Annotated in this window: 25 protein-coding genes and 1 pseudogene; 4 read left to right on the top strand and 22 right to left on the bottom strand. The window is 62.4% G+C overall.

Annotated elements, in window-relative coordinates:
• Positions 1-57: 57 nt before the first annotated feature.
• The gene (locus QMK52_RS05050) at positions 58-951 is read left to right on the top strand and encodes a LysR family transcriptional regulator (RefSeq protein WP_005784056.1); all 894 of its coding nucleotides are present in this window, start codon (positions 58-60) and stop codon (positions 949-951) included.
• A 304-nt stretch (positions 952-1,255) separates the two neighbouring features.
• Here QMK52_RS05050 and QMK52_RS05045 read toward each other — a convergent pair whose 3' ends face one another.
• The 20 genes from QMK52_RS05045 to QMK52_RS04950 are packed head-to-tail and all read right to left on the bottom strand — an operon-like array spanning position 1,256 to position 18,582.
• Positions 1,256-1,651 (bottom strand): hypothetical protein, encoded by a 396-nt coding sequence (locus QMK52_RS05045; RefSeq protein WP_186559611.1) that lies wholly within the window; start codon positions 1,649-1,651, stop codon positions 1,256-1,258.
• Between the two features lie 26 nt (positions 1,652-1,677).
• A complete protein-coding gene (locus QMK52_RS05040; RefSeq protein WP_194439910.1) occupies positions 1,678-2,904 on the bottom strand; it encodes a beta-ketoacyl-ACP synthase in 1,227 nt (408 codons plus the stop codon).
• Positions 2,904-3,632, bottom strand: coding sequence for a 3-oxoacyl-ACP reductase FabG (gene fabG / locus QMK52_RS05035; protein WP_005784062.1), 729 nt, complete (start codon positions 3,630-3,632; stop codon positions 2,904-2,906). The genes QMK52_RS05040 and fabG overlap by 1 nt, the downstream gene beginning before the upstream one ends.
• Positions 3,629-4,090 carry a hotdog family protein gene (locus QMK52_RS05030; RefSeq protein ID WP_194439912.1) on the bottom strand — a complete coding sequence of 154 codons (462 nt, stop codon included), beginning with the start codon at positions 4,088-4,090 and terminating at the stop codon, positions 3,629-3,631. Before QMK52_RS05030 ends, fabG begins: the two co-directional genes overlap by 4 nt.
• Positions 4,087-5,253, bottom strand: coding sequence for a beta-ketoacyl-[acyl-carrier-protein] synthase family protein (locus QMK52_RS05025; RefSeq protein WP_194439914.1), 1,167 nt, complete (start codon positions 5,251-5,253; stop codon positions 4,087-4,089). Before QMK52_RS05025 ends, QMK52_RS05030 begins: the two co-directional genes overlap by 4 nt.
• Complete coding sequence (locus tag QMK52_RS05020) at positions 5,250-5,732, bottom strand: DUF3261 domain-containing protein (protein ID WP_005784068.1); 483 nt, start codon at positions 5,730-5,732, stop codon at positions 5,250-5,252. The genes QMK52_RS05025 and QMK52_RS05020 overlap by 4 nt, the downstream gene beginning before the upstream one ends.
• Positions 5,729-6,478 (bottom strand): class I SAM-dependent methyltransferase, encoded by a 750-nt coding sequence (locus tag QMK52_RS05015; RefSeq protein ID WP_320403875.1) that lies wholly within the window; start codon positions 6,476-6,478, stop codon positions 5,729-5,731. Before QMK52_RS05015 ends, QMK52_RS05020 begins: the two co-directional genes overlap by 4 nt.
• Positions 6,475-7,722 carry an NAD(P)/FAD-dependent oxidoreductase gene (locus tag QMK52_RS05010; RefSeq protein ID WP_122732453.1) on the bottom strand — a complete coding sequence of 416 codons (1,248 nt, stop codon included), beginning with the start codon at positions 7,720-7,722 and terminating at the stop codon, positions 6,475-6,477. The genes QMK52_RS05015 and QMK52_RS05010 overlap by 4 nt, the downstream gene beginning before the upstream one ends.
• Positions 7,723-7,755: 33 nt before the next feature.
• Positions 7,756-10,068 carry an MMPL family transporter gene (locus QMK52_RS05005; protein WP_320403874.1) on the bottom strand — a complete coding sequence of 771 codons (2,313 nt, stop codon included), beginning with the start codon at positions 10,066-10,068 and terminating at the stop codon, positions 7,756-7,758.
• Positions 10,058-10,720 carry an outer membrane lipoprotein carrier protein LolA gene (locus tag QMK52_RS05000; RefSeq protein ID WP_320404187.1) on the bottom strand — a complete coding sequence of 221 codons (663 nt, stop codon included), beginning with the start codon at positions 10,718-10,720 and terminating at the stop codon, positions 10,058-10,060. The genes QMK52_RS05005 and QMK52_RS05000 overlap by 11 nt, the downstream gene beginning before the upstream one ends.
• Before the next feature lie 26 nt (positions 10,721-10,746).
• Positions 10,747-11,175 carry an acyl-CoA thioesterase gene (locus tag QMK52_RS04995; RefSeq protein WP_194439917.1) on the bottom strand — a complete coding sequence of 143 codons (429 nt, stop codon included), beginning with the start codon at positions 11,173-11,175 and terminating at the stop codon, positions 10,747-10,749.
• A complete protein-coding gene (locus tag QMK52_RS04990; protein WP_194439918.1) occupies positions 11,168-12,709 on the bottom strand; it encodes an HAL/PAL/TAL family ammonia-lyase in 1,542 nt (513 codons plus the stop codon). The genes QMK52_RS04995 and QMK52_RS04990 overlap by 8 nt, the downstream gene beginning before the upstream one ends.
• Positions 12,693-13,628 carry a glycosyl transferase gene (locus tag QMK52_RS04985; protein ID WP_320403873.1) on the bottom strand — a complete coding sequence of 312 codons (936 nt, stop codon included), beginning with the start codon at positions 13,626-13,628 and terminating at the stop codon, positions 12,693-12,695. Before QMK52_RS04985 ends, QMK52_RS04990 begins: the two co-directional genes overlap by 17 nt.
• On the bottom strand, positions 13,625-14,359 hold the full coding sequence (locus tag QMK52_RS04980) for a glycosyltransferase family 2 protein (protein WP_320403872.1): 735 nt from the start codon (positions 14,357-14,359) through the stop codon (positions 13,625-13,627). The genes QMK52_RS04985 and QMK52_RS04980 overlap by 4 nt, the downstream gene beginning before the upstream one ends.
• Positions 14,352-16,022 (bottom strand): AMP-binding protein, encoded by a 1,671-nt coding sequence (locus QMK52_RS04975; protein WP_320403871.1) that lies wholly within the window; start codon positions 16,020-16,022, stop codon positions 14,352-14,354. Before QMK52_RS04975 ends, QMK52_RS04980 begins: the two co-directional genes overlap by 8 nt.
• Positions 16,019-16,564 carry a hypothetical protein gene (locus QMK52_RS04970; protein ID WP_078820107.1) on the bottom strand — a complete coding sequence of 182 codons (546 nt, stop codon included), beginning with the start codon at positions 16,562-16,564 and terminating at the stop codon, positions 16,019-16,021. Before QMK52_RS04970 ends, QMK52_RS04975 begins: the two co-directional genes overlap by 4 nt.
• Positions 16,561-16,815, bottom strand: coding sequence for an acyl carrier protein (locus QMK52_RS04965; RefSeq protein ID WP_005784088.1), 255 nt, complete (start codon positions 16,813-16,815; stop codon positions 16,561-16,563). The genes QMK52_RS04970 and QMK52_RS04965 overlap by 4 nt, the downstream gene beginning before the upstream one ends.
• A gap of 9 nt (positions 16,816-16,824) precedes the next feature.
• A complete protein-coding gene (locus tag QMK52_RS04960) occupies positions 16,825-17,094 on the bottom strand; it encodes a phosphopantetheine-binding protein (RefSeq protein WP_320403870.1) in 270 nt (89 codons plus the stop codon).
• Complete coding sequence (locus QMK52_RS04955; protein ID WP_320403869.1) at positions 17,072-17,884, bottom strand: lysophospholipid acyltransferase family protein; 813 nt, start codon at positions 17,882-17,884, stop codon at positions 17,072-17,074. Before QMK52_RS04955 ends, QMK52_RS04960 begins: the two co-directional genes overlap by 23 nt.
• Positions 17,860-18,582, bottom strand: a complete 723-nt coding sequence (locus QMK52_RS04950; protein WP_078820110.1) for a beta-ketoacyl synthase chain length factor — start codon at positions 18,580-18,582, stop codon at positions 17,860-17,862. The genes QMK52_RS04955 and QMK52_RS04950 overlap by 25 nt, the downstream gene beginning before the upstream one ends.
• A 315-nt stretch (positions 18,583-18,897) precedes the next feature.
• Here QMK52_RS04950 and QMK52_RS04945 point away from each other — a divergent pair, with 315 nt between their 5' ends.
• Positions 18,898-19,668, top strand: a complete 771-nt coding sequence (locus QMK52_RS04945) for a ParA family protein (protein WP_005784096.1) — start codon at positions 18,898-18,900, stop codon at positions 19,666-19,668.
• Positions 19,669-20,067: 399 nt separating this feature from the next.
• Complete coding sequence (locus QMK52_RS04940; RefSeq protein ID WP_005784098.1) at positions 20,068-20,283, top strand: DUF6124 family protein; 216 nt, start codon at positions 20,068-20,070, stop codon at positions 20,281-20,283.
• 130 nt (positions 20,284-20,413) lie between these two features.
• Here the strand turns inward: QMK52_RS04940 and trxC are convergent, their stop codons facing one another.
• On the bottom strand, positions 20,414-20,848 hold the full coding sequence (trxC, locus tag QMK52_RS04935; RefSeq protein ID WP_320403868.1) for a thioredoxin TrxC: 435 nt from the start codon (positions 20,846-20,848) through the stop codon (positions 20,414-20,416).
• A gap of 82 nt (positions 20,849-20,930) precedes the next feature.
• Between trxC and QMK52_RS04930 the strand changes: the two are divergent.
• Positions 20,931-21,146, top strand: a pseudogene (locus QMK52_RS04930) (hypothetical protein); the annotation flags it as partial.
• Positions 21,147-21,196: 50 nt separating this feature from the next.
• Here QMK52_RS04930 and selO read toward each other — a convergent pair.
• On the bottom strand, positions 21,197-22,660 hold the full coding sequence (gene selO / locus QMK52_RS04925; protein ID WP_320403867.1) for a protein adenylyltransferase SelO: 1,464 nt from the start codon (positions 22,658-22,660) through the stop codon (positions 21,197-21,199).
• Positions 22,661-22,691 lie beyond the last annotated feature (31 nt).

The following is a 22,691-nucleotide window of genomic DNA, read 5'->3' as shown; positions in this document are numbered from 1 at the left end:
TCTTTCCAATATATTGTTCGACCTGTTTGATAGGTTCTACGACCTAATGAGGTGTGCATGGAATTACGTCACCTGCGGTACTTCATCGCCGTCGCTGAAGAACTGCACTTTGGCCGCGCCGCGCAGGTGCTGGGCATCTCGCAACCGCCCTTGAGCCAGCAGATCCAGGCACTGGAGCAAGAGGTGGGCGCGCGGTTATTTGAGCGTACCAATCGTCGGGTCGAGCTGAGCGAGGCCGGGCGCCTGTTCCTGCAAGAGGCGCGGCTGGTGCTGGCCCAGGTCGACAAGGCGGCGGATGTGGCGCGCAGGGCGCAATTGGGAGAGCTCGGCGAACTGAAGATCGGCTTCACATCTTCCGCACCGTTCAATTCCAGCATTCCCCAGGCGATCTTCGCGTTTCGCCAGGCTTTCCCGGCGGTGCACCTCAATCTGCAGGAGATGAGCAGCACCCAGGTGGCCGAGTCATTGGTGGATGAGTCGATCCAGGTCGGGCTGATGCGGCCTTTGCCGTTGCCTGATTCGCTGAGCGTGGTCGAGTTGATGCGCGAGCCGTTGGTTGCAGTATTGAGCGCCGGCCATCCGTTGGTGGAAGGCAGCGAGCGCGGCCTGCACCTGGCGCAGTTGGCGCAGGAGCCCTTTGTGTTTTTTCCGCGCACCTACGGCAGCGGCCTGTATGCCCAATTGCTCAGCCTGGCCCGCGACGCCGGGTTCAGCCCGCACTTTGCCCAGGAAGCGGGGGAGGCGATGACCATCATTGGCCTGGTGGCGGCAGGGTTGGGCGTGTCGGTGTTGCCGGCGTCTTACCAGCGTATCCGCATTGATGGCGTGGTCTACCGCACACTGCTCGACCCGGAGGCGATGACGGCGGTGTGGCTGGTGCAGCGCAAGGGCGTGCAAACGCCGATGGCGAAGGGGTTTGTGGAGTTGTTGACGCACAGGGCTTCCACGTAACGAAGCAGATCGATGTGGGAGCTGTCGAGCTTTAGCGAGGCTGCGAAAGGATCACCGCGTTGCATCTGAAAGACCGTAGCGCCTGCATCGCAGCCTCGCTAAAGCTCGACAGCTCCCACATTTGATCGGCGGTGTTCCCCGAGTGCGGTTGCTTCAGGCATACTGGCCGAGTTCCCGAAAGGGGCTTGTGAGACTCTGAGGATCCTGGGCAACCAGCCATCGCAGAGCCAGGCAGGAAGTGGCGATGACAAGCCAACCTGTTTGTGAAGAGGGCGCCGAAAGGCGCCCTTTGTCGTTTCTGGCCTTACTGCATTCCGGCCGAGCGCAACCCTGCCAAAATATCCCGATCCAGCATGCTCACCCAACGGTTGTAATTGCGATGGATCTTGCCGTCCTTGTAGCCCAGGTCGCGGCTGTCGCGGTAAGTGATGGCGTAGCTGTTGCGGGTGTAGCGGATATCGATTGCTGCATAGAACTGGCCGCGCACGGTGATCTCGGCCTGCACCAGTTGCGGGCTCAGGCGTTGTACCGTCCACTCACGTTTTTGCAGGGCGGCGACGATCACCTGTTTCATTTTTTCTTCGCTGACCTGGGTCGTGGCCGGCAGTTCGTGCTGGGTGTTGAGCACCGGTTTGCTGGTGCAGCCGGCAGTGGTCAACAGGGCCAGGGTGATCAGGGTAGCGCGTAGCAGGGAAGACATTCCGTTTTCTCCAATCGATTAAAAAGTCAGGCCCAGCGGCGGAAGATCAACGAGGTGTTGACGCCGCCGAAAGCGAAGTTGTTGTTCATCACGTAGTCGTTGTGCATCTGCCGAAAGCCGCCTTGCAGGTAGTCCAGTTCGCCGCATTGTGGGTCGACCGAATCCAGGTTGAAGGTGTGCACGTACTCGTCGCGGTTCATCATTTCGATGCTGAACCACGACTCCAGCGCGCCGCAGGCACCCAGGGTGTGGCCGAGGAAACTCTTCTGCGAGCTGATCGGCATTCGGCTGCCGAACAGGCTGCTGGTGGCCAGGGTTTCGGCGATGTCACCCTGGTCGGTGGCGGTGCCGTGGCCGTTTACATAGCCGATGGCAGAAGGCGCAAGCCCGGCGTCTTCCAGGGCCAGTTCCATGGCACGGCGCATGGTTTTCTGTTCCGGGCGGGTGGTGTGCTGGCCGTCGGCATTGCTGCCAAAGCCAACCAGCTCAGCGTGAATATGCGCGCCGCGCGCCAACGCGTGTTGCAACTCTTCCAGTACCAGGATGCCGGCGCCTTCACCAATCACCAGGCCATCACGGCCGCTGTCGTAGGGGCGCGGACTGGTTTGCGGCGCATCGTTTTTCAGACTGGTGGCGTAGAGTGCATCGAACACCATGGCTTCGGTGGGGCACAGTTCTTCGGCGCCGCCGGCGAGCATCAATGGCAGGCGCCCGAACTTGATTGCCTCGTAGGCATAGCCGATGCCCTGGCTACCGCTGGTGCAGGCGCTGGACGTGGGGATCAAGCGCCCGGTGAGGCCAAAGAAAATGCTGATATTCGCCGCGGTGGTGTGCGGCATCATCCGCACATAGGAGTTGGCGTTTAGCCCCTCGGCCACGGAATTGAGCAGCATATTGCCGAACGCCTTGATCTCATCGGTGCTGCCGGTGGACGAGCCACAGGCCACGCCCATGCGCCCGTCCTTGATCGACGGATCACCGAGCAAGCCGGCATCCTGCAGTGCCTGCTCCGCTGCCCACACCGCCAGGCGCGAGACACGGCCCATGCTGCGCAATTGCTTGCGGGTCCAGTGCGCGGGCACCACAAAATCATCAATCGGCCCGGCCAGGCGCGTGTTCAGTTCGGTAAAGCGGTCCCATTCATCCATGCGTCGGATACCGCTGCGGTTGGCGCGAAAGTTGGCGGCGATGGTTTCCCAATCGCTGCCCAGGGAGGTCATGCCGGCCATGCCGGTGACGACGACGCGCTTCATCAGCACAAGCCTCCGTTCACGGCCAGCACCTGGCGCGTGATATAGCCGGCTTCGGCCGACATCAGGAAATTCACCGCGCCGGCGACTTCTTCCGGGGTGCCCATGCGTTGCGCGGGGATCATTTTCATCAGTTCTTCGACGGGGACGTTTTCATCCAGCATCGCCGTGTCGATCAACCCCGGCGCCACGCAGTTGACGGTGATCTTGCGTTTGCCCAGTTCGATGGCCAGCGCCTTGGCTGCGCCGATCAGGCCGGCTTTTGAAGCACTGTAGTTGACCTGGCCGCGGTTGCCGATCAACCCGGACACCGAGGTGATGCACACGATACGCCCAGCGGCGCGTCGCCGAATCATCGGCATCATCACCGGGTGCAGCACGTTATAGAAACCATCGAGATTGGTGCGCATCACCACGTCCCAGTCGTCTTCCGACAGGGCCGGGAAGGCGCCGTCGCGGGTCAGGCCGGCATTGAGCACCACGCCGTAGTAGGCGCCATGTTGCTCCACATCGGCTTCAAGGATGGCCTTGCAACTGGCGCGGTCGGACACGTCGAATTGCAGCACCCGCGCCTTGCGACCCATGGCCTCGATCTCGACCTGCACGGTGTCGGCTTCGGCGCGGCCATTGCGGCAATGCAGCACGATGTCATGGCCGGCCTGGGCCAGGCGCAGGGCAATGGCGCGGCCGATGCCACGGCTTGAGCCGGTGACCAGTACGGATTCAGTCATGACGTTGGGTCCTTCGATTCATCTAAATAGTTGGCCGCCTGGGGCGGTCGAAATACGTTCAGGCGCGCACTGGCCTGAATGCCGTCGCCGGTGAGGTGGCATTCGAACACACCCATGCCGTTGTCGTCTTCCAGGGAGCGCAGGCCGTGGATATTCAGCTGGGCGCCTGCCGGGAAGTGCTCCACGTTGCACTCGAACTTGCGTGTACCCAACAGGAAGCCCAGTTCCACCGCGCGGCCTTGCTGGCGTGCATGGCAACCGGCATAGGCGGCGACGCTTTGCGCCATCAATTCCAGGCCTACCCAGGCCGGCAGGCTACCGTCAGGGCGGTTGAACAGGCCGTCGGGCTTGACGGTGACGCGGGTGCGGATCTGCTCATCATCGAACGACAGCACCTGGTCGATCAGGATCATGTCGCCCGCGTGGGGTAGCAGCTCGGCAAGTGGCCAATCGATCATGGGGCCTCTGCGATTATCAGGCTGACGTTATTACCGCCGAAGGCAAACGAGTTGCTCATCAGGCAGGTTTTTTTCAAGCTGTCGCCGCTGTGCGTCCATTGCAAGGGCGGCAGCGCCGGGTCGGCGTGGCCGTCCCACACGTGGGGCGGCAGCAAGCCGTGGCCCAGGCTCAGCCAGCAGAACGCCGCTTCCAGGGCTCCGGCGGCACCGAGGGTGTGACCGGTCATGGGCTTGGTCGACGAACAGGCCACACCGCCGGGGAACAGGCTGGCGACCGCCTGGCTTTCCATGGCGTCGTTGTGTTGGGTGGCGGTGCCGTGCAGGTTCAGGTAGCCGATCTGCTCGGGAGCCAGCTTTGCGCTGGCCAGGGCCTTGCGCATCGCTTGCAACGCGCCCTTGCCGCTGGGTTCCGGCGCGGAGATATGGTGAGCGTCGCAACTGGCACCGCTGCCCAGCAAGGCGATCGGTGCCGGCTCGCGGCTCATCAGGAACAGTACCGCCGCCTCACCGATATTGATGCCGTTGCGGTTCACCGAGAACGGGTTGCAGCGCTCGCTGGATACCGCTTCCAGCGAGGTAAATCCGTTCAGGGTCAGCTTGCACAGGCTGTCCACGCCGCCACAGATTACCGCATCGCACACCCCCAGGTTCAGCAGGCGCTGGGCGCTCATCAAGGCACGGGCGCTGGAGGTGCAGGCGGTGGAAATCACATAGGCCGGGCCGCTCAATTGCAGCCAGTCGGCGAGGAAGTTTGCCGGGGCGCTGAGTTCCTGTTGCTGGTAGTCGTAGTCGGCAGGGAACTGCTTGTCGCGCAGGTAATGAGCAATGCCACGGCTGGCTTCGTCGATGCCCGAGGTGCTGGTGCCAAGCACCACGCCGACTCGCCCTGGGCCATAGGTTTGAATGGCCTGACGGATCTCATCTTCAATCTGCAACGCCGCTTCCAGCAACAACTGGTTATTGCGGCTGCTTTGTTGAGCCAGTTCCACCGGCAGAGGCACCAGTTCGCCCTGGACGGCAGCCACCGGCACTACGCGCTCCGGCACCCAGCCGCTTTCGGCGCGCATCCCTGAACAGTCACCGGCAAACAGGTTGCGGCTGACTTCGGCCTGGCCTCGGCCAAGGGCGCAGATCACACCGAGGGCATTGAGGTAAGCGGTCATCGGCTGATACCTAGCGGGGTGATGCGATAACTCAACGGCTGGCCGGCCATGTTCACGCTGAACACCTCGGAAGACTGATAGATGATTTGCCAATGGCCCGGCAGCGTGCGCGTCAGGTCCATGGCCTGGGCGTGCGGATACAGCGCTGGCACATCACCGGCCGGGGTCAGGGCAAACAGCAGCGCGGCAAACAGCTCCCGCGCCTGGGGATTGGGGGGCAGCAAGCCGTCGGCCTGCCACTGCCCATCGAGCAGTTTTTGCCGGGCCAGGGGAATGCCCAAGGGGTCCATCATCGACCAGCGAATCGCGTGGCCTTCGCGCTGGATCACCAGCAGCCAGTCCTGGCGCTGCCCGTCCGCCAGGCGCTGCACATGCAGTTGCATCGGCAAGGCCAGGGCCGGGATTTTTTCCGGCAGCGGTGCCTGGCTGGCGCAGGCACTGAGCAGCAACAGGCAACCCATTAACAGCAGGCGCATCATGAGGCGGCGTTCTCCAAAGGTTTGCGCGCAACGCAGTTGACCAGGGTTTCCTCGCGCTGGCCCACCGGCGGCGCCTTGCGCAGACCCCAGCGCTCCAGCAGGCCGAAGTCGCTGGAGCGGCTCCACCACAGGTAGGGGTACGAGACATTCTGCGAGTCGAATTCAAAGCCTTGCTCGCGCAGCATCTCCAAATACTCTTCAGCGCTTTTTTGCACATGCATCGGGTGGCGGAACAACCAGCGAATCACCCAGGTGTCGATATAGGCTTCGGTGGATTCGGCAAACAGCAGATAGCCGCCCGGTTTGAGTACCCGATAGAACTCCTTGAGTGCGCGATGTTGCTCGACCAAGTGGTGAAAGGTCTGGTGGCAAAACACGATATCGACGCTGGCGTCCGGTACATCGAGGGTGGCGCAGTCACTGGCGATCAGCTCGACAGCCAGGCCCTGGCGCGCAGCCTCTTCACAGCTCAGCTCCAGGCTGTGGGGGTCGGCATCCAGGCCGATCAGACGTGAAGGCGCAAACACCTGCTGCAGCAACCGGAAGGATTTACCCTGGCCACAACCGGCGTCCAGCAACACCGGCGCCACCGGCAGCGGCTCGCTGAACAGGCTGCGCAGGTCGTTGATCGCCACGCGCAATACGTGATGCTGCCAGGTGTGGCTGCGCAGGAACCAGAAGCCGAACCTGGTTTCCTCGACGTAATTCTTGCTCAGGTAGTTTTTTCCAACGGCAGGACTGCTCATACCGTTTCACTCGCACAAATATCCGACAACATCCGCAATCGCCGTTTAGGTTCGCTGACAAACGGGTTGCGCTCATCCCAGGCGTAACCGGCCAGGATCGAACTGATCATGCGGCGAATCTCCGGCGAGCTGCCAGGATGGAAAATCACATCCTGGAACGTGCCTGCATACCAGCCCTCGACGTAGCAGCGGAAGGTGTCGACGCCGCGCTTCAAGGGCTCGGCGAATTCGCTTTGCCAGTCGACGGTTTCGCCGTTGAGCTGACGGTGCAGCACGCCTGCGGCCATGCTTGCCGAACGCATGGCGATGGTTACGCCCGAAGAAAATACCGGGTCGAGAAATTCCGCCGCATTGCCCAGTAGCGCAAAGCCTGGCCCGTGCAGGGTTTTGACGTTGGCCGAATAGCCGCCGATGCTGCGCGCCGGGGTGTCCCATACGGCGTTCTGCAGCACGGTGGACAGGCTTGGCGTTTCATCGACAAAGCTGCGCAGGCAGGCGTCAAGGTCGCTGTCGCGGCCATCGAAATGCTCTTTGGCCGCGACCACGCCCACCGAGCAACGGCCGTTGCTGAACGGGATGGTCCAGAACCAGATGTCGCGCTGGGTCGGGTGGGTGGTGACCAGGATTTTGCTGCGATCAAAGCCTGGGTGTTCGATGCGGTCTTCGATGTGAGTGAACACGGCCTGGCGCAGCGGGAAGTTCGAGGGCGCCTCAAGGTCCAGCAGGCGTGGCAGTACACGGCCATAGCCGCTGGCATCCAGCACGAACTTGGCCTTGATGTGGTACTCGCTGCCGTTCTGTCGGCGCACATGCAGGTAGCGGCACTCGCCGGAGAAATCCACACCGACAATGCTTTGGCCATAGCGGATTTCCACACCTTGCAGCGCCGCCTGATCGGCCAGCAACTTATCGAACTCGCCGCGCTGCACCTGGAAGGTAGTGGGCTTGCCGTTGCTGAAGGTGTCGCCAAAGTCAAACGCACTGTAGCGCTCGCCCCAGGCGAACGCGGCGCCGGTTTTTACCTGGAAGCCCGCCGCTTGCACAGCGTCGAGCATCCCGGCTTCTTCGATGAAGTCGATGCAGTGCGACAGCAGGCTTTCGCCAATCGAAAAACGCGGGAAATGCTCGCGTTCGATGATCAATACATCATGCCCTTTGCGCTTTAGCAGCGCGGCCGCAATGGCACCGGATGGCCCGGCACCGATCACCACCACCTGGCGACGTTCCATTTCAACTGTGGGCACGAGGGCTCCTTGCCGCATGGGCGATAATCGCATTCATAAGGTGTGTTTCTGCTGGGCGGCCCAGGGCGCCAGCATAAAGCTGAATGCCAGGCCCAGGCTGACCGATAAACCGAAATTACTCACGGCCGGTGTACTCGACACCGCCAGCAGGCCGAACGACAACCAGGTTGTCAACGCCGCCAGCAGTGTTCCCAAGAGGCTGACGGCCGGGCCGCCGATCTGCTCGCGCATCAAGATCGCGTAGTCAACGCTGATGGCCGTGACCAGCAACAGGCCAAACAGGCTGAACAAGGTCAGCGGCTGGCCCAGCCAGCCGAGGCTGGCCAGGCTGCACAGCGCGGCCAGCAGGGGCAGGGCGACGATACGCAAGGCGCCGCCAAAACCGAAGGGCACAATCAGCAACAGCACGATCAGCACGCACGACAGCAACTTCAATTCGGCTGCGCTGATTTGCGTGTCGGCAAACACGCGGTTCAGGTCGCCCAGGCGATCGACCAGTTGCACGCCGGGCAAATCCAGCGCCTGCACCCGCAGCAACGCCGGGTTGTTCAAGCCTTGCAGGCTGACCATGGCCGCCACGCCGCCGTCGACCGGGCCGAGCCAGAGCGTGCGCCAGGGTTCGGCCAGCGGGCCTTGCAGGGCTGCGTCAATGTCTTGAGTGGGCAGCGCCTGCAACTGCGTGACTTCAGCCTGCAGGGCACTGACGGGTACGCCGAGGTCCAGCAGCGGTTGCCAGTGCTGCGCCAGAGTGTTCAGCGCATCGCGCAGTTGTTGCTGCTCCTCGGGCAGGTTCACCAGTTGATTGAGCGCCAGGTAACCCTGGAGCTTGTCCATGTTCACCAACTGATCCAGGCGTTTGCCCAAGGCGGCTTGGCGTTCCAGCAACTGCTGCTGATTATCTGCGCGCACCAGGAAAAACTGGCTGGTGGGCTGGAACCCGGTGATGCGCGCTACGGCCTGTGCTTCCTGGAGCAATTGCGGCGGCGCGCCGATCCACTGGCGAATATCGTTCTTGCTGTTGAGCTGCCACAGGCCGGCGGCGCAGAACACCAGCACCGCCACCAGCAGCACTGAACCGGGCACGCGTTTGATCAAGGCGGTACGCAGTTGCCATAGGGCCTGGGCGACACGCAGCGGCCATTGCGCCGGGCGCAGCTCCACGCCCTTGAGCAGCGCAGGCAGCAGGCACACCGCACACAAATAAGCGCCCACCAGCCCGGCGGCGGAGAACACCGCGATTTGCGTCAGCGCCGGGAAGGGTGTCCAGGCCAGCGCCAGGTAGCCGATGCAACTGGTGGCCAGGCTCAGGCTCAGGCCCGGCAGGGTCAGGCGCAACGCCGGCCAACTGCGCCAGGGTTGCAGGCTCCAGCTTTTGGACAGGTAGTGCAGGGGGTAATCCACCGCCACGCCGATCAGGCTGGAGCCCAGCACCAGGGTCATCACATGCATATGCCCAAACAGCGCCACACACGCGACTGCGCCAAACACCATGCCCACCAGCACCGGTACAAAGGCCAGCAACACCCGCCAGCGCCGGAAGGCCAGCAACAGCAACAACAGGATGCCGACGGTTGCACCACCGCCGACCCAGGTGATTTCCCGCGTGGCTTGCTGCTGCCCATTGGCCGCGTAGAGCAAGCCGCTGGCGGCGAGCAATTGCGCGCCGTCCTCACCAGCCTGCTCGCGGCTGGCCTGGAGCAAATCCGCCACTTGCAACGGCAATTTCATATCGAAGGCATTGCCGTGGGTGCGTGCCCGCACCAGCACCCAGCTTTGGCCGTCGGCTTCGGCGATCAAGGCGCCGCTGCCGATGTCCAGCTGAACCGCGCCATGTTGCGGCTGGCTGTTCTGGATACGCCCGGTCAGGCCGAGCCAGTCGTCCTGGCTCGGCACCAGGCTGAAGCCGGTGAACGGATCGAACAGCGCTTGTACCCGCTGCTGAATAAAAGCGTCGGGGCGTTCGATCAGTTGCTCACGGTCGTTGGCCGAGAGCATCGACAAGCGCCCGCGCAGCAGTTGCTCGCGCAACGCCGGCAAGTCGGCTTGCAGGTTCCATTGCACCCGTTCAAACAGACCGCTGGCCTGCCAACGCTCGCCCATTTTCTGCGCCGCGGCCAGTGCTTGCTGGCGGTCGGCATGGCCCACCAGTACCAGCATCTCGCGGTTCAGCGGTTCTTGCATACGCTGTTCGGCCTGCTGTTCCAGGGCGTCCGGCGTACTGCCCGGCACCAGTTCCATCAGGTTGGCCGACAACGGCGCGCCATCGCGCCACTGCCAGCCGGCCAGGGCCAGCACGGCCACCAGCAGGATCAGGAACAGGCGCGGCAGCAGGCGCTCACTGGGCAAAGTCGTGTTGCTCCGTATCGCTCAAGGGTTGGTCGGCCGTGCTGTCCTGCATACGCAATACGGTGCTGTCGCCCTGGGTTTCCAGCAGCTCAATGGTTTGCACCAGTTCGCCGCCGTCGATATTGATCCGGGTGAACACTTGCTTGAGCAGCAATGAGCGCGGGGTCAGCGTGAGCTTCCAGTTGTGGGCCTGGCCTTGCAGTTGCAGTTCGAAGTCACGCTGCAAGCCGCTGCTGTCGCCCTGCAGCACCGCGAGGAACAGGCGATTCTGCTCGGCCCCGGCGCTCTTGTTCGGCAGCGGTTGCCAGCCATTGGCGTCACGCCGGGCTATGCCTTGGCCTGTGATGCGGTAGTCCTGTTGCAGCGGGGTCTTGAGCAGCCATAACAGGCCGTGGTCCTTGGCGAGCACGAAGGTGCCTTTGCTGACCAGCGGCTGGGGCAGGGCGCGCAGGTGTTTTTCCTGGGTGAAGTTGCCGTGGATGACAGAGGGTTTGGCAAGCTGATCGCTCAACTGCTGCAAGTCGAAAGCCTGGGCCAAGCCTGGAACGCCCAACAGCAGGATAAGCACAATCCCTGTGGGAGCGGGCTTGCCCGCGAAGAACCTGAGGACGCTGCGTAGTGTCAGGCGTCGTGCGTTATCGTTAACGACCATCGCGGGCAAGCCCGCTCCCACAGGGGTCAGCATTTCAGGGCCCTTTCTACGGCATCGGTGAATATCGTGGGCGAGGCAAGTTGCATCTCGCGGTTGGCGATTTGCACCGCCACCTGCACGGTGCTGGCGCGGGTCAAACGCTCGCCGCTCGCCAGGTCAGTGATCAGGTAGTTGACCTTCAAACGGTTCTCCCACTCCACCAGGCTGGCACGCACATTGAGCGTCTGACCGAAGGTCGCGCCACGTACATAGCGTAGCTGCATGTCGATCACCGGCCAGGCGTAGCCGGACTCGAGCATCGCCGTGTAGTTATGGCCGATCTTGTCCAGCAGCGCACAGCGCGCCACTTCCAGGTATTTCACGTAGTGCCCGTGCCACACCACGTTCATGGTGTCGATATCGAAAAACGGCACGAGGATTTGCGTGTCGCAGTGCAATACGCCGGGGCTACGCATGCAGCCTCCAGTGTTGCGTGGCGATGCGTTGCAGGCACAGGCGCAGTTCGCCTTCCAGGGCACGGTCTTCGATGACTGGCGGGAAGTCCATGGCCAATTCTGCGTGCATTGCGGCCAGTGCCGGTGGCAGCGCTCGGGCATCTTCTGCTTGGGCGCGCAGCCACACACCCTGGTTGGCTGCGAGCAGGGTGGCGGCGGCTACTTGTTCGGTCAGCTCCAGTACGCGGATTGCATCGCGGGCGGCAATGGTGCCCATGCTCACCTTGTCCTGGTTGTGGCACTCGGTGGAGCGCGAAAACACGCTGGCCGGCATAGTGTTTTTCAGCGCTTCGGCGGTCCAGGCGCTGGTGCCGATCTGCACCGCCTTGAAGCCGTGGTTGATCATCGCGCGGTCGGCCAGTGCGCCCGACAGGTTGCTCGGCAGGCCGTGGTTGTAGCGCACGTCCACCAGCAGCGCGAGCTGGCGGTCGAGCAGGTCGGCGACGTTGGCCACCAGGGTCTTGAGGCTGTCCATGGCGAAGGCGATATGCCCGCCGTAGAAGTGCCCGCCGTGCAGTACGCGTTCTTCTTCAGCGTCGATGATCGGGTTGTCGTTGGCGCTGTTGAGTTCGATCTCGATGAACGAGCGCAGCCAGCTCAGGCTGTCGGCCAACACGCCGAGTACATGGGGCGCGCAGCGCAGCGAGTAGCGATCCTGCAAGCGATGCAGCGGCGCGGTCGGTGCATCGATCGCCAGGTCGTTGCGCAGCCACGCGGCCACTTGCATCTGCCCAGGGTGCGGCTTGGCGGCGAACAGGCGCTCGTCGAAGTGTTCCGGGTTGCCTTGCAGCGCCACCACATTGAGCGCGGTGATGCGTGTGGCCAGGTGCAGCAGGTAGTCGGCGCGGGCGAAAGCCAGGCAGGCCAGGCCAGTCATCACGGCGGTGCCGTTCATCAAGGCCAGGGCTTCCTTGGGGCGCAGCACCAAAGGCTCCCAGCCCAGTTCGCGGTGCACGTCGGCCGCCGGGCGGCGTTCGCCACGAAACAGCACTTCACGTTCGCCGGACAAGGTCGCTGCCACGTAGGACAGCGGCGTCAGATCACCGCTGGCGCCCACCGAGCCTTCTTCCGGGATCAGTGGCAGCACATCGTGTTCAAGGAAGGCGTGCAGACGTTCCAGCAGCTCCACGCGTACGCCCGACACGCCATGGCACAGCGACTGCAAACGCGCCGCCAATACTGCGCGGGTGGCTTGGGCGTCGAGCAACTTGCCCAGGCCGCAACCGTGAAAGGTGTACAGGTGACGCGGCAAGGCTTCGACGTGTTCCAGCGGTACCGCCACCACGCAGGAGTCGCCGTAGCCGGTGGTCACGCCGTAGATCACGCCTTCCTTGTCCAGCAGCGAGTCGAGAAACTGCGCGCCCTTGGCGATGCGCTGACGATAGGCAGCATCACCCTGCAATTGCGTGGGCACCTGACGGTTGGCCAGGGCCAGCACGTCTTCGATGCGCAAGGGGCGTTCGCCAAAGGTTACCGGCTCAAGATGCGTCGTCATCGGTCTTCCAGAAAGTGTAAAAGTTGAACCATTGTTGGGGCGCTTGCAGGCAGAACTGGCCCAGGCGTGCGGCGTAGCGGGCGGTCCACTCGGCAATCACTTGCTCGCGGGTGCTGCGCTTCCATTCGATCAACGGTGCGAAAGGCTCGATGGTCAGGCGATAGCGGCCTTGGTGTTTGAGGCACATCAGCAAGTTGACCGGGCATTTGAGCAGCCCGGCCAGCAGCCACGGGCCTTGGGGGAACGCAGCCGGGTGGCCGAGAAAATCCACGCGCACCGTGCGCCCACCGTGCAACGGTATGCGGTCACCGGCAATCGCCAGCCATTCGCCGTCGTCCAGGCGCTGGCTGAGCAGCAGCATGGTGGCCGGGTCCAACTCGCTGACCTGGATCAGGCGCAAATGGCTGGCCCCGGCTTCGCCCAGCAGGCGGTTGAAACGCTCGGCGTGCTTGGTGTGCACCAACACGTTCATGGTGACCTGTTCACCGATCTCCGCCAGTGCACGGCACACTTCCAGGTTGCCCAGGTGCGCGCCCACCAGCATCTGCCCGCGTGCGCCACGCAGTTGCCCGCGCAATTGCGCCGGGTCGTTGATTTCGATCTGTTCCAGGCCCAGCTTGCCGTTCCATACGTCGAGCTTGTCGAGCAGGGAATCGGCGAAGGCCATGAACTGGCCGAAGACTTTCCGGTGGCTGGGCAGTAGTTCATCGCGCCCACTCCATTGGGCCAGGCGCTGTTGATATTGCCAGGCGCTGTGGCGCGCCGTGCGGCCAAACAGAAAGAAGTAGAAAACGATGCTGTAGAGCAAAGGGCTCAACAGGCGACGACCCAGGACTTTTGCGGCGAGCGCCGTGAGCTTCATCAGCCAGAAGCTGCCGCGTTCCTCGCGGTCGGCCCAGTGCTTGGTGCTGTCGCTCATGCCTGCCACCGTCGCCACAGGATCATCGGCGCACGCACCAACATGCCGAAAAACAGCCGCGTGTGCATGGCGCTGATGCGAACGTTGTCGCGGAACAAGCGAAAGTGCGACAAGCCGTCGGCAGGGTAGTGCACCTGGGTCGGCAGCCAGCGCATCGGTTGGTTGCGCCAGGCCAGGCGCACCAGGATGTCCGAGTCGAAATCCATGTGCGTGCCGATGTAGGCCGAGTCGATCAAGACCAGGGTTGGCGCCAGCGGGTACACGCGAAAACCGCACATCGAGTCGCGAATCTGCAACGACAGGGTGTTGATCCACACCCACACGTGGGTCAGGTAGCGCGCATACAAGCGGCCTTTGGGCACGCTGTCGTCGTATTCGGGGTAGCCGCAGATGACGGCGTCAGGGTGTCGGCGCGAGGTGTCGATAAAGGTCTCGACTTCACGCAGGTCGTGCTGGCCGTCGGCGTCCACTTGCAGGGCGTGGGTGTAGCCCCGGCGCGCCGCTTCGCGAAAGCCGGCCATCACTGCGCCGCCCTTGCCCTGGTTGCTGGGCAGGGTCAACAGGGTGACGTTGTCGAGGGTGGCCAATTGCGCCAACACCGCTGCGCAGGCCGGGCTGCTGCCGTCGTCGACCAGCAGGCACGGCAAGCCGCTGCCCAGCAGGCTGCGGACCACGGCGGGTACGGCAGTTTCGTGGTTGTACACCGGAATCAGGGCGCAGGGGTTATGCATTCGCAGTCACCAACTGTATGCGACCGCTGGAACAGGCGGCAACGCCGTTGCGGTAGGTGAAATAAAGCTTGCTGCGTTCCCGGTCAAAGCGCAGGTGCAGTTCAATCTGATCGCCCGGGCGCACCAGTTGCTGGAACTTGAGCACTTCCATGCCGGCGAAGGTGCTCGGCAAGTCGAGCAGTTGCTGGCCCAGGTTGAACGCCCATTCCACTTGCACCACGCCCGGCAGCACCGGCGTTACCGGGAAGTGTCCGCTGAAATAGGCCAGGTCCGGCGGGACGCTCAGTTGCACGGTCCATTCACCATCGGCTTCGACCTGCTCCAGCACTTCGGGGGCTTTTGGCCGGGGAGCCAGCAGAAGTGCTTCGATATCGGCCTGGGGCAGCTTGCCCTGGCTGTTGAGCGGCAATTGGCGCAGCAACCGCCAGCGACGCGGCAGGGCCAGGGCTTCGCAGTGTTGGCTCAGGTGCTGGCGCAGGGTTTGGGTGAGCGTGCGCCGGCCCTGGTTGCGCAGGGCATGCAGGCCATCGCTGCTGAGCACCACCAGTGCGCCAAGGGAGGCGCGGTTTTCCTGCACCACACCCAGGCGGGTTTCGGCGACCCAGGAGTGGGTCATCAACGCCTGTTCGAGCATCGGCAGGGAGATACGTTTTTCTTCCAGCTTGACGATACGGTCCAGGCGGCCCAGCAATTCAAAACGGCCATCGGCATGGATGCGTGCAGCGTCGGCGGTCTGTTCGATGTGCCCTTCGGGCAGGTACTTTGATGCGATACGCAGTGCGCCGTCGGCATCCTGGCTCAGTTGCACGTCGGCAAACGGCTGCCAGGGTTGTGCACCCTGGCGCCAGGCGATGCCGCCGGTTTCCGAGCTGCCGAGAATTTCCGTCGGCCATTGCTGCAAGCGGTCATACAGACTGCCGGCGGCTTCAACGGGCAGCGCGCCACCGGAGGAAAACACCCGCGCAACCTGGCTCAGTGCCGGCCAGTCGAGGTTGTCGCCCATGCGTTTGAGCAGCGCCGGGCTGGCGACCCAGGCAAATTGTGGGTGCTCGCGGCTGGCGCGCTGCATGTCTTCGGGGAACGCCAGTTGCTTGCGCACAAAGGTGCGACCTGCGCACAGCGGCCACAGCACGCGAAACAGCAAGCCGTAGATGTGCTGGGTGGCGACGCTGCCGATGATGCAGGCGTCTTTGAGGTCCGCCCCCCACAGGGCTTCCAGCGCCTCGACTTCATTGGCCAGTTGGCGCAGGGACTTGTCGATGCGCTTGGGCTCGCCGCTGGAACCGGAGGTGCACAGGCTCAGTTGGCAGGTGTCCAGGTCGAGAACCGCAGGGCTCAGGGGCGCCTGGTACAGCGCCTCGAGATCAGCGGCTTCGATCAACCAGGCGTCGACGGCAGGATCCCAGCGATGGCGGGTCTGGGGCTGCAGGTCGGCCGGCAGCAGTACGCTGGCACCGGCGCGCCAGGCGCCCAGCAAGGCAATCGCCAGGACGCCCGCGTCTTCCAGGTACACGGCCAGGCGCTGGATGCCTCGCGCCTGCAAGCCGGCCGCCAGGCGCAGGGATGCTTCCCACAGCTGGGCGTGATTCATGTCAGGCTCGGTGGTGACCCAGCGCTGTTGCAGCGGCTCAAGCAACAAGTGCTCAAGTTTCAACCCATTCATACGCGGCCTCGAACCCTTTGTCGTACCAGCCATTCCACGGCAAACAACAGCGCCATCAGCCCGTAGGCGATCAAGCCGTTGTACAACGTCCACCAGCTCAGCGGCGCCCACAGCGTGAGCGCGGCGGCGAGCAAGCCATTACACAGAAAAAATGCACTCCACACCACGGTGACCTGGCGGGTATACACGATTGCCTTCGGCGGCAGTTGCGGGTCAGTCATGCGTGCCAGGCGCTCGACCATCGGCGGGCCGTATTTCAGGCTCAGGCCGAACAGCGCCAACATGAACGCACTGACCAGGCTGGGGTACCAACGCAGCCACTGCGGGTTATCGAACCAGGCCAGCAGCACGCAGAACACGATCACCGTCACCGCCATCCAGCGGCTGCCCGGGCGCCGCCCAGCGGTCAGGGCGCGCAACAGCCACAGGCTGCCCAGCAACAGGCCGAATTGCCACGGTGCAAAATGCTCGGTGCCGTAATACACCGCAAAGGGGTACAGCAGCCCCGCCAACAACAGGCCAAGGCCGATCAGCCGGCTCATGCGGCGGGCTGGACCAGACGGTATACCGCCTCAACCACGTCGTTCACGGTGCGCACCGCCTTGAATTCTTCGGCGGCGATCTTCTTGCCGGTCTGGCGCTTGATGTGGTCGATCAGGTCCACGGCGTCGATGCTGTCGATTTCCAGGTCTTGATACAGGTTGGCGTCGAGGGTGACGCGCGCAGGTTCCAGTTCAAACAGTTCCACCAAGGCATCGCGCAGGGTGTTGAAAATATCGTCACGAGTTTGCATGGTACGGTCTCAAGCTGCCTGTCGGGCCGTGACGAACGCCGCAAGGCTGGCCACGTTGGTGAAGTGATTGCGGGTGTCCTTGGCGTCGGCATCGATTTTGATGCCGTACTTTTTCTGAATTGCCAGGCCCAATTCCAGGGCGTCGACCGAGTCCAGGCCCAGGCCTTCGCCAAACAGAGTCTGTTCGCTGCCAATGTCGTCGGCGCTGATGTCTTCCAGACCCAGGGCCTCGATGATCAGCTCTTTTATCTCGTGCTCAAGGCTTTTTTGGTCGCTCATCTTCGGCGAGCTCCTTAATGAAATAGTGATGCAGGTAATCGTTGAGCTTGCGTGAAGCCTGGGGCGCGGCGCCGAGCGCGGCAAACGCTTGTGGCTCTATATCGGCCCCCACGCGCAAACTGAAGTGAAATCGACGTTTGGGGATGCGATACCAGGGTTCGGCCTTGGTCAGGGTGGTGGGGCTGACCTTGATCACTACCGGGGTGATGATTGTCGCACCCCGCAGGGCAATGGCCGCGCCGCCGCGATGAAAGGCGGGGGCCGCGCCGGGTGTGGTGCGGGTGCCTTCGGGAAAGATGATCAGGGTCTGGCCGGCGCGCAGGGCATCGGCAGCCGCATCGAGCATGTCGGCGCTGCCGTCGTTGCTGATGTAGCCGGCATCACGCACCGGCCCGCGGGTGAAGGGGTTCTGGAACAGGCTCTGCTTGACCACGCAGTTGGTCTGGCGCATCAGGCCGATCAGGAACACCACATCGATCAGCGACGGGTGGTTGGCAACGATCATCTGCCCTGGACGCCCGAGCTTTTCGGCGCCCTCCACGCTGTAGGTCAGCACGCCGACACGCTGCATCAACCGCACAAAGAACCAGAACAGCCGGCTGATGGTGTGACGTGCACGGCGCTGGTGCTGTTGGGCACTGCCCGGCAAGCAACTGAGCAATGGAAACACCAGCAAACGCAGGCACAACCCGCCCACGCCAAACAGGAAAAAGCTCGCGGCGGTAGCGAACAGGCGCCAGTAATAGGCGTCCCGAGGCTTGTCGGTCAGGGCTTGCGTTGCCAGTTCCATACTCGGTTCTTCCAGGCATGTTGGCAGGCGCCCTGTTCGGTCAGCAGGGTGCGCAGCAGGTTCAGGGCGTGGGGCCACTGGGCGATGGTGGAGGGTTGGACAGTGCCGGTGGTGAGTTCCAGCTGCCACTCGTCGCCCGGTGTCAGCAACAGGCCGAGGGCATAGGGGAAAGGTACGTCATGGATCCAGCCGGCGTAGGCTTCGGGCGGCTGTTCTTCAGTGATCACCAGCAGCACCGCCGGGGCGCCTTCGTTGAGCAATGCGGCGGCTTCGAGGAGGCCGTGCTCCAGGCCATCGCCGACGGCAGCGAGGGCAGTCATCTCGGCGGTTTCATTGCGCAGGATCGACCACAGGCCGATCACCGCGTTGTGCACCGACAGGCTGAACTGGGTGGGCGACAGCGGCTGCTCGTTGGCCAAATCGCTGAGGATATCCAGGGTGCGCGGGGTTTCGCCGTGGCGGGAAATGAACACCAGCGGCAGCTCTGCAAGGCCCTCGGCCAGCGGCCAGCCGACGCTGAATGCCATGCGCGCCAGCCGGCTCAAGCGGCGGCGCTGCATAGCTGGCAGAAATGACACATCCGGGCAGGCTTCGCTGACGGGCAGCAACACCGGGTCCCGGCACCAGGCGTGCCAGTCGTGCGCACTCTCAAGGCCAGGAGCCCAGGCGCGCCATTGGGCGATGTTGAAGTTGATCACTGAGAAGTTATCCCGCCCCTGCGGGCTTCCATGTGCGGCCAATGGCCCCGGATTCCGGGACAGAGAGCAATAGCCGAATGGCGCGCATTATCCCGGTGCCGCGGGGTTCTAGCAAATAGTGGTGAAAGTTTGTTCACTATTGATCACAAATAAGTTGGAAGAATTTACAGATTGTCGGCGATCACAGGCCAGGCTGGGTCGTCGGAGATTTCCCATTCATTTGTGAGCCAGGCACAGCGTATGGATGAACGAGGTAGCTAACTGGCGCTTTTGCGCTCTACACTCGGTCATTCATTGATACACGGAGGTTTTTCCATGCGGCGTGTGGTGTTCAATCAAAAAGGCGGCGTGGGCAAGTCCAGCATCGCCTGCAACCTGGCGGCGGTCAGCGCCAGCGAAGGTTATCGAACCCTGTTGGTGGACCTCGATGCGCAAGCCAACTCGACCCAGTACCTGACCGGCTTGACGGGCGAAGACATCCCCATGGGGATCGCGGATTTTTTCAAGCAAACGTTGTCTTCCGGGCCTTTTTCGAAGAAGAACAAGGTTGATATCTACGAAACGCCGTTCGACAACCTGCACGTCATCACCGCCACCGCCGAGCTGGCAGACCTGCAGCCCAAGCTCGAAGCCAAGCACAAGATCAACAAGCTGCGAAAGCTGCTGGATGAGTTGAGCGAGGATTACGACCGGATTTACCTCGACACCCCACCCGCGTTGAACTTCTATGCGGTTTCTGCGCTGATTGCGGCTGATCGTGTGCTGATCCCTTTCGATTGCGACAGTTTTTCGCGCCAGGCGCTATATGGCCTGCTCGCGGAAATCGAAGAACTGAAGGACGACCATAATGAAGGCCTGGAAGTGGAAGGCATCGTGGTCAACCAGTTTCAGGCCCGGGCCAGCCTGCCGCAGCAGATTCTGGATGAACTGATTGCCGAAGGGCTGCCAGTGCTGCCGGTGTACCTGGCCAGCTCGGTGCGAATGCGCGAGTCGCACCAGGAGAGCAAGCCGCTGATCCACCTGGACCCACGGCATAAGCTGACTCAGCAGTTCGTCGAATTGCATAACCTGCTGGAAAACGCCTGATTTCAAGTGCCACACAGATCAAATGTGGGAGGGGGCAAGCCCCCTCCCACATTTGGATGGTATTCCAATGAATCGTCCCACAGAGGCTGTAGGACCGGTCTGGCAATAGGGCTTGTGCCTTGTAACCTTGCCTACAGCTACGCCAGAATCGGCCGGCTTGTGCGTCTGGATGGGCGTCTCTAAGGTTTGCCGGTCGCTGAATGTTCAGTGATCGGGTTTAGTAGCCCGTGGTGAGACGTACGGCAAATCGTCATCAGGATCTTCCTGGATTTGATGGTGGCTGTACGGAGGGCGCTTTCGAGCGCGCCGGTTGCGTCTCCCCGGTCTACTAACCTGCGTACAGCTGCCACCCTCCGTTTAGTAGCGGTAGGTTGCGGCTCCTCTACTCGGAGACGATCCATGGTTAACCTTTATACCGTTACACCCAACCTCCCCACCGAAACCCTCGTGCTCAACAGCTACGAAACCTTCTCCTCGGTGCGCACCTTGCTGCTCAACCTGTCCAACGACCTCGCCGGCGAACACCGCGACGTAGCGCTGGCCATCCACCAGTTAAGCGAACTGGGTGTCATGCTGGTCAGCCAGATGATGGACCGCGAAGCCCCGCTGACCTAAAGCTGAAATGCATTCAATGTGGGAGCTGGCTTGCCTGCGATGGCATCGCCTCGGTATATCAGACCGACCGAGTCGCCTGCATCGCAGGCAAGCCAGCTCCCACATTGACCGAGTTGATGGCGGGGGATGTTTACACCCCCTGGCTACGCAACCAGTTCATCAACTGCGGCAACGGAAAGGCCCCACTCTGGCGCGCCACTTCGCGACCGTTCTTGAACAGAATCAAACTGGGAATAGAACGAATCCCCAACTGCGCCGACAGCTGCTGATTAGCCTCACTGTCCAGCTTCGCCAGCCGGCACTTGCCTTCAAGCTGCCCGGCGGCCTGCTCGAATACCGGCGCAAACGACTTGCACGGCCCGCACCAGTCGGCCCACACATCCACCAGCAACGGCAAGTCGCCCTTGATCTGGCTGGCGTAGTCGCCTTGTTTCAATTCAAAGGGCCTATTCAACAACACCGACTGCTTGCAACGCCCGCATTTGGGCGCATCACCCAGGCGTTCGCCGGGGATGCGGTTGAGGCCATTGCAATGAGGGCAGGGGATTACAAGAGTTTCGGACATCGGGGGCTCCTTGGGGGCGGCTATTGGCTTCAATCTGGTGTCGGCGACGCGGTTTATCAACACTCGATAAAAAGGACAAAGCATGAACGACGCTTTGAAACTGGCCATTGAGCATTGGCCTTACGTTGCAACGCTGCTGCGCAAACCCCAAACCGAGGAGGATTATGACGCCCTGGTCGAGGCGATTGATGAGCTGCTCGATATCATGGGAGAAGATGAAGACCATCCAATGGGTGGGCTACTGGACATCATTTCTGACTGGGTGGAGGCCTATGATCTGGAGCATCAGCGTATGCCTCAGATCTGATGAGCCTATTCACCGCAGAATAATTCCATTGTCTTTAGGGCTTACGATGAACAACTGATCTCCAAATGCCTGCCCCAATCCGGCGGCCGCTGCGCGTACTGCTCCATTCCCGTTTGTTCCTCAAACGGTTTGCAAAGCACCTCATGCAGCCGCCGCACTTCGCTGTAGTCCCCGGCCTCGGCGGCGGCGATGGCGTTTTGGGCCAGATAGTTGCGCAGGATGTAGAGCGGGTTCACCGCATGCATGCGCTCGCGGCGCTGTTCCTGGGTGTAATCCCCGTCCCGCGCAACGCGGGCTTTGTAGAGTTCGGCCCAGGCATCGAACCCGGCCATGTCGACAAAGTCATCGCGCAACCGCGCCACGGCCAGCGCCGCCGATTCATCGCCCAGTCGACGGAAGAACAGCGTGTAGTCCACGCCGCTGTTCTGCATCAGCTTGAGCAAACTCTCCACCAGCGTCTGGTCATCCTCTTCGGCGGTGGTCAGCCCCAGGCGGCGGCGCATCAGGTCCAGATAGTGGGCTTGGTATAGCGGCAGGTACAGGCCGAGGGCTTCTTTGAGCGCATCAACGCTGATAAACGGCGTAAGCGCCTGGGCCAATGCGCTGAGGTTCCACTGCCCGATCGGTACTTGGTTGCTGAAGGAGTAACGCCCTTCATGGTCGGAATGGTTGCAGATGAAGTGCGCGTCAAAATCATCAAGAAACGCAAACGGCCCGAAGTCGAAGGTGATGCCCAGGATCGACATGTTGTCGGTGTTCATCACACCGTGGCAGAAGCCGTACGCCTGCCATTTGGCGATCAGCTCGGCATTGCGCTCGACGATCTCGCGGAACATCGCGAGGTAAGGTTCAGGCTGTTCACGGCACTCGGGGTAATGCAGGTTCAAGACATGTTCGGCCAACTCGGCCTGCTGTTCGGGCTTCTTGGTGTAGTAGAAGTATTCGAAATGCCCGAAGCGGATATGGCTATGGGCCAGGCGCAAAACCATGGCGCCACGTTCCTGTTTCTCACGCCAGACCGGGGTGCTGGAGCCGATCACGCATAGTGCGCGGCTGCTGGGGATGCCCAGCGCGTGTAGTGCTTCGGAGGCGAGGAATTCGCGAATCGAAGAGCGCAACACCGCACGCCCGTCGCCCATGCGCGAGTAAGGCGTCATCCCCGCGCCCTTGAGGTGCAAATCCCAATGTTCGCCGGCCTCGTTGTAGACCTCGCCCAGCAACAACCCGCGGCCATCGCCCAATTGCGGGGTGTAGCCGCCAAACTGATGCCCCGAATAGACCATCGCCCTTGGTTCGGCTTCGGCCCACAGCTTGTGGCCGCCAAACAGTTCGGCAAACACGGGCGTTTCAGCCACGGCCGCGTCGAGGTCCAGCAGGGCCATGGCGGCCTTGCTTGCCACGACCAGGCGCGGTTCGTCCAGGGGCTCTGGCAATACGTGGGTTGAGAACGCGTCGCCCAGGCGTGCGAAGCGGTTGTCGAAGGTCAGTTCGTCGAGGGCTTTCACCGGCCATCTCCAGCAGAATGTCCGAGCATTC

It is taken from the genome of Pseudomonas sp. P9_2 (genome assembly GCF_034008255.1).
Classification (GTDB): Bacteria; Pseudomonadota; Gammaproteobacteria; order Pseudomonadales; family Pseudomonadaceae; genus Aquipseudomonas; species Aquipseudomonas synxantha_A.
This window is presented reverse-complemented; position numbering and strand designations above follow the sequence as displayed.

What these genes read in the sequence shown, in the direction of transcription:
- QMK52_RS05050 (WP_005784056.1), top strand. Translation starts at nt 58, where the DNA reads ATGGAATTACGTCACCTGCGGTACTTCATCGCCGTCGCTGAAGAACTG.
- QMK52_RS05045 (WP_186559611.1), bottom strand. Translation starts at nt 1,651, where the DNA reads ATGTCTTCCCTGCTACGCGCTACCCTGATCACCCTGGCCCTGTTGACC.
- QMK52_RS05040 (WP_194439910.1), bottom strand. Translation starts at nt 2,904, where the DNA reads ATGAAGCGCGTCGTCGTCACCGGCATGGCCGGCATGACCTCCCTGGGC.
- fabG (WP_005784062.1), bottom strand. Translation starts at nt 3,632, where the DNA reads ATGACTGAATCCGTACTGGTCACCGGCTCAAGCCGTGGCATCGGCCGC.
- QMK52_RS05030 (WP_194439912.1), bottom strand. Translation starts at nt 4,090, where the DNA reads ATGATCGATTGGCCACTTGCCGAGCTGCTACCCCACGCGGGCGACATG.
- QMK52_RS05025 (WP_194439914.1), bottom strand. Translation starts at nt 5,253, where the DNA reads ATGACCGCTTACCTCAATGCCCTCGGTGTGATCTGCGCCCTTGGCCGA.
- QMK52_RS05020 (WP_005784068.1), bottom strand. Translation starts at nt 5,732, where the DNA reads ATGATGCGCCTGCTGTTAATGGGTTGCCTGTTGCTGCTCAGTGCCTGC.
- QMK52_RS05015 (WP_320403875.1), bottom strand. Translation starts at nt 6,478, where the DNA reads ATGAGCAGTCCTGCCGTTGGAAAAAACTACCTGAGCAAGAATTACGTC.
- QMK52_RS05000 (WP_320404187.1), bottom strand. Translation starts at nt 10,720, where the DNA reads ATGGTCGTTAACGATAACGCACGACGCCTGACACTACGCAGCGTCCTC.
- QMK52_RS04995 (WP_194439917.1), bottom strand. Translation starts at nt 11,175, where the DNA reads ATGCGTAGCCCCGGCGTATTGCACTGCGACACGCAAATCCTCGTGCCG.
- QMK52_RS04990 (WP_194439918.1), bottom strand. Translation starts at nt 12,709, where the DNA reads ATGACGACGCATCTTGAGCCGGTAACCTTTGGCGAACGCCCCTTGCGC.
- QMK52_RS04985 (WP_320403873.1), bottom strand. Translation starts at nt 13,628, where the DNA reads ATGAGCGACAGCACCAAGCACTGGGCCGACCGCGAGGAACGCGGCAGC.
- QMK52_RS04980 (WP_320403872.1), bottom strand. Translation starts at nt 14,359, where the DNA reads ATGCATAACCCCTGCGCCCTGATTCCGGTGTACAACCACGAAACTGCC.
- QMK52_RS04975 (WP_320403871.1), bottom strand. Translation starts at nt 16,022, where the DNA reads ATGAATGGGTTGAAACTTGAGCACTTGTTGCTTGAGCCGCTGCAACAG.
- QMK52_RS04970 (WP_078820107.1), bottom strand. Translation starts at nt 16,564, where the DNA reads ATGAGCCGGCTGATCGGCCTTGGCCTGTTGTTGGCGGGGCTGCTGTAC.
- QMK52_RS04965 (WP_005784088.1), bottom strand. Translation starts at nt 16,815, where the DNA reads ATGCAAACTCGTGACGATATTTTCAACACCCTGCGCGATGCCTTGGTG.
- QMK52_RS04960 (WP_320403870.1), bottom strand. Translation starts at nt 17,094, where the DNA reads ATGAGCGACCAAAAAAGCCTTGAGCACGAGATAAAAGAGCTGATCATC.
- QMK52_RS04955 (WP_320403869.1), bottom strand. Translation starts at nt 17,884, where the DNA reads ATGGAACTGGCAACGCAAGCCCTGACCGACAAGCCTCGGGACGCCTAT.
- QMK52_RS04945 (WP_005784096.1), top strand. Translation starts at nt 18,898, where the DNA reads ATGCGGCGTGTGGTGTTCAATCAAAAAGGCGGCGTGGGCAAGTCCAGC.
- QMK52_RS04940 (WP_005784098.1), top strand. Translation starts at nt 20,068, where the DNA reads ATGGTTAACCTTTATACCGTTACACCCAACCTCCCCACCGAAACCCTC.
- trxC (WP_320403868.1), bottom strand. Translation starts at nt 20,848, where the DNA reads ATGTCCGAAACTCTTGTAATCCCCTGCCCTCATTGCAATGGCCTCAAC.